Origin of the sequence: Nocardia carnea, from assembly GCF_029868325.1 — a bacterium.
GTDB classification, from domain to species: Bacteria; Actinomycetota; Actinomycetes; order Mycobacteriales; family Mycobacteriaceae; genus Nocardia; species Nocardia carnea_C.
On sequence record NZ_JARWNW010000111.1, the window covers coordinates 1 to 11,480 of the forward strand.

The 11,480-nt window shown below is 68.1% G+C and carries 10 protein-coding genes; 6 read left to right on the forward strand and 4 right to left on the reverse strand.

What is annotated here, in order from left to right; translation table 11 throughout:
• Positions 1 to 193: 193 nt before the first annotated feature.
• Both QH196_RS08045 and QH196_RS08050 read left to right on the forward strand, forming a co-directional pair.
• Positions 194 to 748, forward strand: coding sequence for a hypothetical protein (locus QH196_RS08045; protein ID WP_280415123.1), 555 nt, complete (start codon positions 194 to 196; stop codon positions 746 to 748).
• A 167-nt stretch (positions 749 to 915) separates the two neighbouring features.
• Positions 916 to 2,361, forward strand: a complete 1,446-nt coding sequence (locus QH196_RS08050; protein ID WP_280415124.1) for a PepSY-associated TM helix domain-containing protein — start codon at positions 916 to 918, stop codon at positions 2,359 to 2,361.
• A 247-nt stretch (positions 2,362 to 2,608) separates the two neighbouring features.
• On the opposite strand, the gene galK is transcribed toward QH196_RS08050, so the two are convergent.
• A complete protein-coding gene (gene galK, locus QH196_RS08055) occupies positions 2,609 to 3,727 on the reverse strand; it encodes a galactokinase (RefSeq protein WP_432279452.1) in 1,119 nt (372 codons plus the stop codon).
• Positions 3,728 to 4,114: 387 nt separating this feature from the next.
• Between galK and QH196_RS08060 the strand changes: the two genes are divergently transcribed.
• Positions 4,115 to 5,569, forward strand: a complete 1,455-nt coding sequence (locus tag QH196_RS08060) for a GGDEF domain-containing protein (protein ID WP_280415126.1) — start codon at positions 4,115 to 4,117, stop codon at positions 5,567 to 5,569.
• Between the two features lie 67 nt (positions 5,570 to 5,636).
• Here the strand turns inward: QH196_RS08060 and QH196_RS08065 are convergent, their stop codons facing one another.
• Positions 5,637 to 6,500 carry a DUF6319 family protein gene (locus QH196_RS08065; protein WP_280415127.1) on the reverse strand — a complete coding sequence of 288 codons (864 nt, stop codon included), beginning with the start codon at positions 6,498 to 6,500 and terminating at the stop codon, positions 5,637 to 5,639.
• Between the two features lie 69 nt (positions 6,501 to 6,569).
• On the opposite strand from QH196_RS08065, the gene QH196_RS08070 reads away from it, so the two are divergent.
• On the forward strand, positions 6,570 to 7,379 hold the full coding sequence (locus QH196_RS08070; RefSeq protein ID WP_280415128.1) for a nuclear transport factor 2 family protein: 810 nt from the start codon (positions 6,570 to 6,572) through the stop codon (positions 7,377 to 7,379).
• A 346-nt stretch (positions 7,380 to 7,725) separates the two neighbouring features.
• Positions 7,726 to 8,727, forward strand: a complete 1,002-nt coding sequence (locus QH196_RS08075) for an AurF N-oxygenase family protein (RefSeq protein ID WP_280415129.1) — start codon at positions 7,726 to 7,728, stop codon at positions 8,725 to 8,727.
• A 48-nt stretch (positions 8,728 to 8,775) separates the two neighbouring features.
• On the opposite strand, the gene QH196_RS08080 is transcribed toward QH196_RS08075, so the two are convergent.
• Positions 8,776 to 9,504 carry a TetR/AcrR family transcriptional regulator gene (locus tag QH196_RS08080; protein WP_280415130.1) on the reverse strand — a complete coding sequence of 243 codons (729 nt, stop codon included), beginning with the start codon at positions 9,502 to 9,504 and terminating at the stop codon, positions 8,776 to 8,778.
• Positions 9,505 to 10,008: 504 nt separating this feature from the next.
• On the opposite strand from QH196_RS08080, the gene QH196_RS08085 reads away from it, so the two are divergent.
• Positions 10,009 to 10,191 carry a hypothetical protein gene (locus QH196_RS08085; protein ID WP_280415131.1) on the forward strand — a complete coding sequence of 61 codons (183 nt, stop codon included), beginning with the start codon at positions 10,009 to 10,011 and terminating at the stop codon, positions 10,189 to 10,191.
• 139 nt (positions 10,192 to 10,330) lie between these two features.
• Here the strand turns inward: QH196_RS08085 and QH196_RS08090 are convergent, their stop codons facing one another.
• Positions 10,331 to 10,768 (reverse strand): nitroreductase/quinone reductase family protein, encoded by a 438-nt coding sequence (locus QH196_RS08090; protein WP_280415132.1) that lies wholly within the window; start codon positions 10,766 to 10,768, stop codon positions 10,331 to 10,333.
• Positions 10,769 to 11,480 lie beyond the last annotated feature (712 nt).

The window sequence follows — 11,480 nt, forward strand, 5'->3', positions numbered from 1 at the left end:
CGCCGAGTCTTACGAGGCCCTCGAAGGGTTAGGCCCCGGGCCCGGAGTGAACCCCCCCCGGCACAGGGCCCCCCGCCGGGGGGAGGGGGGGGGGGGGGGGGGGGGCCCGGGGGGGGCGCCCCCCCCCCCCCCCCCCGCCCCCCCCCCCCCCCCGCGCGCCCCCGCGCGCCGACAACACAGCTATCATCGCCCGGTGCAGATCAGGTTCGGCGCCACCCTTCCGGTGGACCGTCGCGGTGCCGCCCGCGTCCGCGGTGCGGTGGCCGGACTGATCTCGGGCAGCGTGGCGGTAGCCGCGCACGGCTGGGCAGCGCCTACGGCTGTCCCGGACAGTACGGCGATCATGCTGCTCGGTGCCACCGCCGCGGTACTGGGTGCGCTGGTATCCGGGTTGCGCACCGGGCCGGCCGGGCTCACCGTGGCCCTGGCGGCCGGCCAGCTGCTGGGCCATTTCTGTCTCGGCTGGGGCAGCGGACATCTACATCACGGTGACCTGCAACTGACACCCGTCATGATCGCGGCGCATGTTCTGGCCGCGTGGGCGGCCGCGCTGCTCGTCCGGGGCGCCGAGACCGCCTATCGCACGGGTGCGGCGGCGCTTGCCCGGATCATCCCGTTCTTTCCGCGAGTCCCGGCGATCGCCGGACCGGCGCCGCTGCGTACAACGCACCGCGATCGCCTGATTCGCCGCATCCTCGTCACCGGCACCGGCGGTACTCGCGCTCCGCCCGCAACCTCCCTGGTCTGATCTCTCGTTCCGGCCTGCGGGCCGCGCCGTGCCTTGCTGCATGGTTGCGCCTTTTGTCCGCGCCGGATTCCCCATCCCGGTCGAGCCGTAGCCGGCCGCCGGGGTCCGTGCGCACGCCCGGCACCGTCCGGTGGTGCGTCCGAACCAGCACAGGCAGGTAGCAAACCTTGAGTACCACCGAGGTCGCCTCGGCGCGCGAGAATGCCGCCCCCGCGACGCATACGAACAGGCCGGGCAGGGGCGCATTCCGTGCGCTCGCACTCCGGCTGCACTTCTACGCCGGCCTCTTCGTGGGGCCCTTCCTCTTGATCGCGGCGATGACCGGAGCCCTCTACGCGATCTCCCCTACCCTCGAATCCTTTGTCGACCGAGATGTGCTGTACGCGGAGTCCGAGGGCCCGCAGCGGCCACTGTCCGAGCAGGTCGCCGCAGGTGTCGCGAGGCGCCCGGACCTCACCCTGGTCGCCGTCGCACCGGCCCCCGGACCCGGCGAGACGACCCGCGTGCTGTTCAGCGATCCCGGTCTCGGGGAATCCGAGCGGCACGCGGTCTTCGTCGATCCCGTCACTGCGCAGCCGGTGGGCGAATCCGTGGTCTACGGCAGCTCCGGCGCGCTGCCGGTCCGGGCCTGGATATCGCAGGCACACCGCCATCTGCACCTGGGCGAGCCCGGCCGGCTGTACTCCGAACTGGCGGCGTCGTGGCTGTGGCTGATCGCCCTGGCCGGGCTGGTGCTGTGGGTGCGGAGAGTCCGGGCCCGCCGCCGGCGCAACTCCGCGGCCTGGCTGTTGATCCCCGACCTGACATCGAATGCGCGCGGACGGCGGCTGAACTGGCACGGCGCGGTCGGCATATGGATCCTGCCGATCCTGCTCCTGTTGTCGGCAACAGGACTCACCTGGTCGGCCTATGCGGGCGCCAATATCGAGCAGCTACGGGAAAACCTCAGCTGGACCACCCCCGCGGTCGACACCGCGCTACCGAATACACCGGTCCCGGATCACTCCGGCCATACCGGCCATCACGGCGGGCCCGCGATGACACATACCGTCCCCGCCGAGCGGATCGAACAACTGGACACCGTACTGTCCGCCGCCCGCGCGGCCGGAGTAACCCGAGCTGCCGAGATCAGCGTCCCCGGCGACGACGCGGGGGCCTTCGCTGTGAAGGAACTGCGCCGGTCGGGCACCCTCACGGTGGACGCGGTCGCGGTCGACGGTGCCACCGGCACGATCACCGACCGGCTGCCCTATTCCGAGTGGACTCTCATGGCCAAACTGGCCAATTGGGGTATCCAGCTCCATATGGGCCTGATGTTCGGCCTGCTCAACCAGCTACTCCTGTTTGCGGCGATGGTCGGCCTGATCACCGTTATCGTGCGCGGCTACCTCATGTGGTGGCACCGCCGCCCCGCCACCGCCGCCACCTGGCTCGCCGCCGGTAAACCGCCACGGCGTGGTGCCCTGCGCCGCTCTTTGTGGCTTGCGGTCCCGATTGTTGCCGCAGCGGCGGTGATCGGCTGGTTCGCGCCGGTTTTCGGACTCAGCCTGCTGGGTTTCCTGGTAGTCGACGTCATCGTCGGATGGGTACGGAAGCCACGGGCAGCCGGCTGAGCAACCCGACGTCCACGCCGGGGCCGCCCCGGGACATGTCCGGCCGGCCCCCGCGCGTGCCCACATGCCCACCGGCCCGACAAGGCCGATACGGGTCCGTCACAGACCTGCGGCTGGATGTCCGACCGCAGGACTCGGCTGCTACCCGGAGCCCGAGACCCCACCGGAGCACCGCTGCGCCCGGAGTAGCGGTCCTGGATCGGGCAGCCCGGCGTTCCGACGCCCGGCCGAGCTCCGCTGTGCGGAGTCACCTGACTGGTCCGGCGCCCGGTCCGGCAATGGCTTCGAAGGTTCTCGAACGGTCGTAGCCGATCTCGGCCAGGCGCCGGCGTACTGCCTCCCCCACTCGTTCGGCGTCGGCGGTATCGACCAGGGCGATGATGCTGCCGCCGAATCCACCGCCCACCATGCGGGATCCGTGGGCCCCGGCCGCCTGGGCGGTGTCGACGGCCGCATCCAGGACTTCGGTGGATACGGCGAAATCGTCGCGCAGCGAGGCATGTCCTTCGCTCAGCAGAGGGCCGATCGCCCGGGGGTCCACCCCTTCGCGCAGCAGTGCGGCCACCCGGCGTACCCGCTCGTTCTCACTCACCACATGGTGTGCGCGCCGGTACAGCACGGGATCGGTGAGACCGGTGAGCTGCTCGACACCGCCGATATCGCGCAATGAACCCACCCCGAGCGCCGCCGCCGCTTCGGCGCATTCGGCCCGGCGGGTGGCATATCCGCCGCCGGCGTGCTCGTGGGCCTGACCGGTATCGATGACCAGCAGCCGCAGACCGGTCGCCGCCAGATCGAACGGAAGCTGTTCGAAACCGCCGGTTTCCGAGCTCTGGAAGGCACGTACATCAAGGAACAGCGCATGTCCGGCGGTACACAGAATCGAAGCGGCATGGTCGAGGATCCCGGTGGGCGCGCCCACGTAGTCGTTCTCGGCGGCGCGGGCGATATCGATCAGTTCCCGGTCGCCGGTCTCCGGCGCGCAGAGATCCCGTACGGCCACCGCGGTGGCACAGCACAAGGCGGCCGAGGACGACAGTCCGGCGCCGGCCGGTACTTCGCCGTCGAATTCGAGGTCCAGTCCCCCGACCCGATGCCCACGGCGCCCGAATTCGGCCAGCACCCCGAGGGGATACCGCGCCCAGCCCGGTACCCGGTCGCGTTCGGCGGCCAGGTCCGCGGCCGGTAGACGCACCGGCTCGCCCGGGCGCTGCCGGGACCGCACCCGTACCGGCTCGTCGGCGTGCCGGACACCGCGGCAGGTGACCGCCAGCGGTATCGCGATCGGCAGGACGAACCCGTCGTTGTAATCGGTGTGCTCCCCGATCAGGTTGACCCGGCCGGGCGCCGACCACGCGCGGCGTATACCGGTCCTCTCCTCGCTTTCAGTCACCGGACCACCGTACGAGCTGCCCCGGGCGGCCGGTCCGTACGCCGCCGGGGTTCGGGACACCCGTTACGACGTTGTTGCGCCAAGACAGCGACAAATTCGGCACTGCATGTCATCATCGGACCAATAGTCCAGTTTTGGGGTCGGACGCGCAGCGCCCGGCTCGGACATCCCCTCGTACAGGAAGACTCGGTTTCGTCAGCCGCCGCTCGCTGGGCAGGTAGAGCACGACAGACAAGGATTTCCGACCTGAGACGCGGCTCGATTTCACCGGGAATGGAGCGACAACAAGGGGGGCTGATGATCATCAGCGATCCACAGCGTGCAGGACGGTACGGTTTACACGGGTTACGTTGCTGGGCGGTGGTTTCTGCGATCGCGGGCGCCGCGATCACGGTGCACCTGGTTGTCGACTCCCGCGTGCTGTCCTTGCTGGTGGCGGTATCGGCCGCGCTGGGCACCGTGGCGGCGATCGTGATCGGGGTACGCCGGCACCGGTCGGTTCCGGCCCTGCCCTGGTACCTGCTGGCGGTCGCGGCCGTCCCGTTCGCCGTCGGTACCGTTATCCGCGAAATGTCCCCGGCGGCGTCCACCCCTCTCGACGAGATCTGCACACTCACCGGATATATCGGGACCTCGCTGGCGGGGCTGCTGTGGCTGCGGCCGCGCCAGGCCCGCGCGCATCCCGATGTGCTACTGGACTCGGGTCTGATCGGGCTCGGCGCCCTGCTGGCATCCTGGATCTTCCTCATCACCCCCGTCCTGCACTCCGACGAGGCGGCCATGAATATGCCGACCGCGGTGGTCTTTCCCGTTTTCGATGCGCTACTGCTCACCCTGCTCGCGCATTCGCTGGCCACCTCGAGCCGGTCGGAAACCTCGCTACGGCTACTGCATCTCGGCGTGGCGGGCGCCTTGTTCACCGATATCGGCTACCGCTTGGCGGCGGCGGGCACACTGACGGTGGATCCGGATGTGCTGCTGCTCCCGCTGCTGGGGACCTATGTGGCGGTGGGCGCGGCGGCGCTGCATCCGACGATGACGACGTTGAGCGCACCGCGGTCGACCCGCCCGCACCATTCCCGGCAACGCGCCAGCGTTATCGCGGTGGCCCTGGTGGTTTCCTCACTCGTACCGGTGGCCCGGGCCCCGCTCAGCCCGATCGATCAGGTCATCGTGTCGGTGGTGCTGACACTGTTGCTGATCGGGTTGCTGATCCGCAGTGAACGCGCGATCGGACGTAGCGCCCGCAGTGAACGCCAGGCGCAGTACCAAGCCGATCATGATCCGCTCACCGGACTGCTGAACCGTTCGGCGCTGCTGCGCGTTCTGCACCGCGAACATCGCGACTGGGCCGAGCGGTCGCTATGCCTGCTGTTCGTCGATCTGGACGAGTTCAAGGCGATCAACGACAGTTACGGGCATACGGTCGGCGACGAATTGATCGCCGAGGCCGCGAAACGGATTCGCGCCGCCGTACGCCGTGACGATGTGGTGGCCCGGTACGGCGGCGACGAATTCGTCGTGCTGGCACCGTTGGATCGCGACGAGGCGACAAAAATGGCCGAACGCCTGCTGGGCACCTTCATGAAACCGTTCCGGCTCAGCATCGGTGAGGTACCGCTCACCGCCAGTATCGGGCTGGCCTGCGGCGGGCCGCGCACGATCGACGCCACCGTCTACGACCTCATCCGCGACGCGGATGCCGCCATGTATCTGGCGAAGCGCCGGGGTTTCGGCTATATGTTCCACGACGCCATGCGGCATACTCCGGCCGAGCCGATCCAGCACGGCTGGCAGCGGGAGACAGCGGTCTGACAACCGGATTCGGACCGCAGAGGCAACCGCGCCACACGGTCCGAATCGGATTCGGGAGCGAGCAGGCTCAGTCCGTCAGTTCCTCGAGCAGTTTGCGGGCCTGTTCCAGTTCGGCTTGCAATTGCTGGACTTTGGCTTCCTGCGCACCACGCACCGTTTCGAGCAGGCCTTCGACCACCTCGGCGACCTCGGGATGCAGCAGTTTCGCCGCCTGGGCGACCGCCGGACCGGCGACCGGCACAGCGCGCGCGGTGCGTTTCTTACCGCTGGTCACATCGACGGTCCACTCACCGTCCGCGGTGCCGTTGATGGTGACCACGACCTCCGGTGTCTTGGCCTTGCGCGCGGCGGGCGCTTTGGCTGCCTTGGCCGGAGCCGGAGTGCGCGACGTGGCAGCCGGTTTCGCTTCGGCCGCGGGCTTGCTCGCGGTGGCCGCAGCGGATTCGGCGGCCCGTTTCTCGGAGGTGGTCTGGGACGCAGCGGAGGGCACGGGCGCTTCCTTCGGCTCGGGGGCGGTTTTGGGCTGGGGCACGGATTTCGGTTCGGGGGCGGTTTTCGACGCCGCGGGTGCCGGCCGGTCACGCGGTGGTTTGGTGAGTGTCACCTCGGTGGGCCCGAAGGACAGTACATCCTTCGACCCGGTGGGGCGGACCTGCAGGAAATCACCGTCGGCCGGGTCGCCCAGCGAGACGACCTTGCCCGAACGCCCTTCGGTGACCCCCACCGCCGCGGCGGTGAACCACACCATCGGCGGGCGGCCCGCTTCGATCTCCGCGGAGATCTGCTCGAGGTCATTGTCGGACAGGGGTTTCGGCTTCGCGCTCGAGGGCGTTCGCGACGGCATGGGGTACTCCGGCAATCTCACTGTTTCGTCGAATAGCTGCGTGCACAGATGATGCCGCACCGCACCGACATCTTCACACGCAGGCATGGCGACACCTTCCGAGCCTGGTAGAACCTGTTCTACTATGGCCGCGAAACGGACATCGAAGGAGGCATCGTGCCGCTCGACCCGACCGCCATCGAGCTACGGGACGCCGTACTGGCCTCGCCGCGCGCGGTGGCCGTACACGACCGGGCCGCGTGGGTGGGCCTGTTCACCCGTGACGCGGTGGTCAACGATCCCGTCGGCTCCGCCCCGCACCGCGGGCACGCGGCGATCGCCCGGTTCTACGACACCTTCATCGCGCCCAACGACATCGTTTTCGATGTGGCCCATGATTTCGCGGGCCCCGCAACCGTCGTCCGCGACCTCGCCATCACGATCACCATGTCGACCGGCGCCCGGGTGCGGGTTCCGATGCATCTGCGCTACGAGATCACCGCGGAAGACGGCGACCTGCGCATCTCCCATCTCGCGGCCTACTGGGAACTGCTGCCGATGATCGGACAGCTCATGGGAACCGGTATCGCGGGTTTGCGGGCCGGCACCCGTCTCGGCGGCCTGCTGCTACGCAATCAGGGCGTATCCGGGCTCATGGGTATGGCCCAGGCCTGTACCGGTATCGGCCGGACCGGCAAAGAGATCGCGCACCGGCTGTGCGCGGCCGCGGCCACGGGAGATACGGCGACCGTCACCGAACTGGCGGGTGGCCGCGAGACGGCGCGGTTGTGGTCGGGTGAGTCGATTACTCCTGCGGAACTGGTCGCGCGGGCCCGCGGCCTGCGCTGTGGGAAAACACTCGCGGCAGGCCGCTCGGTGACCGTCAGCGGTGAAGCCCCCGAAGGTCCGGTGCTCTTGATCCTCGACTTCCACCCGGCCGCCCCACGCCTGGAAACCCTGCGCGTCTACACGCATCCGGTTGCTTGACGTAGAGCAGTGCACCAACCGGATCGTCCGGTGCCCGCAGACCCACTCGAGCACGGCCGCACCCACTGATCGAAGACAGGGGCAGTCGGCCGTACCTACCTCCCCGCCGAGTCCGCCACACTCCTGTGCACGGCCGGCGGAGCTGCCACACTCCGAGCCTGCTCCGTAGCGGGCCCCACCGTGCGCCGGGGAGCGGTGTGACGCCCGGCCCGGACCGGGCGTCGTATCACCCGCCCAGCTCAGAGCACGATTCTGTTGCGACAACCCCATCGGCTATTTACTGAGACTCAAAGTCCCGGTAAATTTCGATAGAGAGATGTATGCCATAACGCACGAGGAGGCACCGATGACGCCGTCGACTCTGCTCCGGGCACCGAAGCTGGACGCCCGGTACCGCGAGATGCTGGAAACGCTGTCGGAAGGCTCGGTGCGCCGCCGCTTCGACCCCTATCTCGATATCGATTGGGACGCACCCGAGCTGGCTCTCGACCGCGACGATCCGCGCTGGATCCTCTCCCCCGACTACGATCCACTCGGCGCCACCGACTGGTATCGGCAGTTGCCGGTCGAGAAGCAGATCGAGATCGGGCGCTGGCGTATCGCCAACGCCATCAAGGTGGGTGCGGCCTTCGAAACCGTGCTGATCCGCGGCATGATGCAGTACATCGCGAAACTGCCCAACGGCTCGCCGGAGTTCCGCTACTGCCTGCACGAGATGACCGAAGAGTGCAATCACATCCAGATGTTCCAGGAGCTGGTGAACCGGATCGGTGACGATGTCCCCGGGATGCGGCCGATCTTCAAGGCGCTGTCCCCGTTCATCGGAGTGGCCGGCGGGTACGCCCATGTCATCCTTTTCCTCGGCATCCTGGGCGGCGAGGAACCGATCGACCACTATCAGAAGGCGATGATCCGTAACGGCGCAGACCTGCCGCCGCTGGTGGTGCGGACGATGGAGATCCATATCGCCGAGGAAGCCCGGCATATCTCGTTCGCGGGTGAGTTCCTGCGCGCGCATATCGAGAAACTCGGCCCGGTCTCGACCGCACTGTGCGGGATCTCCTTCCCGCTGGCACTGCGCTGGCTGGCCGGCGAGATCATGGCGCCCCCGCCCGAGTTCGCCCGCCGATTCGATATACCGCGCTCGGTGATCAAAGAGGCCTTCTGGCGTAGCCCGCACTCCCGTGGAATCCTGTCCGGCTACTTCGGCGATATGCGCACCCTCGCCGACGAGCTGGGGCTGATGAACCCGGTCACCACCCGGTTGTGGCGGGCTCTGGGGATCGACGGCGACCGTTCGCGCTACCGCAGCGAACCGGAACGCCGGATCCGGCCCGCGGTCGCCTGACCGATACCTCCGGCCCGGACCGGCCACCTGCGGTCCGGGCCCGGATGCTCACGGGGTGACGCTGAGCCCGGCGATCACCTCGGCCAGTTCCCGATCCGGATCCACCACCACACCGACCGCGCGAGCGGCGCCGTCGAGAACGAACCACGCGTAGTCGGCCAGATCGGCCACCACTTCGGCACGGGTCCGCGCCGGCCGCGGATCGGCGACCCAGGCGGCGAGTACTCCCTCGACCATCGTCACCACGGCGAACGGCACCGGTTCCAAAGCCGCCGAATCGACCCCCACGATCGCGCCGATCGCCTCGATGAGTTCGCGCGACCGTGCCGAGATACGGCCTTTCAGGCTGCTGATCGCGTCGACATTGTCCGGCCCGCCCGCCGGTGGCCCGGAACGCGCGAACGCGGTGAGGTTGGGGTGATCGCCCATCCAATCGGCCACCGCCCGCACCGTACGGGTGATGATCTCCCGCACCGAACCGCTGGACACGTCCAGTTGCGCGTCCAGAACAGCGCCGAGATCGTCGATCAGATACGACCGGATCCGCCGGTCCAGATCTTCGCGCCCGCTGAACTGCCGGTACACGACCGATTTGGCGACCCCGGCCCGTTTGGCGATCTGGAGTACCGGGATCTCCGCGCCGGCCGGTTTCTCCTCGAGCAGTTCCACCGCGGCCTGCAGGATCGAGCGCTGCCGTTCGGTGTTGTGCTGCTGCCAGCGCGCCTCGTACCCATTGACCGCCCCCGGGATCCGCGACCGCGGTGAAGCCACCGACATGCCTGGCAGTGTACTCAGCATCGTCACCCGCGGGCGCACGCATGCGGGGACCGGTTCTTCACGGCGATTTCACCTGCACCCCGGATCTGCACCGGCAAATGAAAGAACATTTACACATACATTAATGCGATATTTCCCACGCGGATCGCTTAATGCTCCCGCCATATTTCTACGAACCGGTCGTTTTGTCGATCATGATCTTGTCCACCACCTGCGGAAATCCCGGAACCCGTTCCCGCACAGACTTATCCACTTTACCGGCCGATCGAGAACCACGGCCACGCTTCGAATCCGGAAAACCGGGGCGGCACAAATCTGAGCGCGGCCCCATCGAAAAAGGCTAGAATTGCGGCACATTGGTACCGGGCGGGTCCGGCGATCTGCTGTCACAACGTTGCTCGGTCGCGGGAGTTTCCGGCGAACCGGTTTCGGGGGCGGCGAAAATCGAAGCTGCGTACCCACATGTGGCGACCCGCCGGCGCACCACGCGTACAGGAGGCAAGGATGCCCGACAACACCGGCCCCGAGGAGAACGACGTGGAAACCAGCACCGACCACACCCCGGTGATCTGGCCCGAGCCCAGCAGGCTGGAGGCCTGGTGGCGTGACATCATGGCTGGTCCGGGCGCACCGGGCCCGGCCGGCGAACCCGAACCGTTCCCACCGTCTCTCACCCGCAATGCCTGATCCGTCGGCCGGCCGATGACACAGGGCTGCACCTGCCGGTGACTCCGCCCCGCCGACCATGCCGTGGCATCACGACCTCCGGGTCCGGTCGGCGGGGCGCTGCCCGCCGCGCCGAGGGCGCCGCTCCGGGGCGCGTCGGCTATCCGTCCATCCGCGGGGTGAGCCGTACCAGCGGGATCTCACGTGTGGTCCGCTTCTGATAGTCACCGTAGACCGGGTAGTCGGCGACGATCCGCGGCCACAGCGGCGCCCGCTCCTCCGGGGGTAGGACGCGAGCGGTCATCGGCTTACGGGGCCCGTTACGGAACGCGACCTCGACCGCGGGATTGTCCCGAAGATTGTGATACCACGCGGGATTCGTCGGGTCGCCGGCGCGGGAGGCGACGATGATGTAGTCGGCGCCGTCCACGATCGGCGCCGTCAGCATGACGGAACGAGGACGACCGGATTTACGGCCGATGGTGATCAGTTCGAGAGCCGGCATCCCGAAGTATTCGGTCCCCATCCGGCCGAAGCTGAAGCGCAGCAGTGCGCGGTGCGCCGTATTGACGGCTCTGAGCGTGAAATTCGACGGCATGGCAGATCATCCTCCGGTCGGCAGCGCGTACCAGCAAACCAGTTCGGGTCGCGCTCCGGCAACGCCTGCGCCGGGGTAGATGTACGCGCGCAGCGCCCCCGCGGCCCCCGGCCCAACGGCCGCCGCTGCCGTTGCGCCCGAACTCGTTGCGTCCGCGCGATGTTCACCACCGCCTCATTCGACCCTTCGTTGCCACTACGTGACCTACCAGGGAGCCGAACGGTGAATTACACGAATGCAATTCGCCTCCAGCGATTTACCGAGGTCGGCGAAATGCCTTATCTCACCGAGTTCTCGATGCCCCTATTCGTAAACACCGAACCCGCCCAACACCGGAAAAGACCACATACCAATCGAATTAGCTAGACATTTGCTGTAACTCATCGACCGAAAGCGCGCCGCATTGCACCGAACCACCGAGCAGTGGCGAGGACTGCCCCGGCCGGCCAAAGCCTCCGATATACAGCCGGTCCAGCATCGGCACGCGCCACAACTCCCGATATTCCAACCCTTTGCCGGACCGCCCCACCCACGCCAGGAAGGACGGCATCGTTCCGCCGGCAACCGCCGTAGCGGCGCAACGTCAGGCCAGAACATCCGGGCGACACGCCCTGAACACAAGAGAAGGGGGCCCGGGGGGGGTGCACGCCCGCGGCGTGTTCGTTCGCGACCCGCGCGCCCGGTTCGTTGACCCCCGTGTGCGGGTGGGATT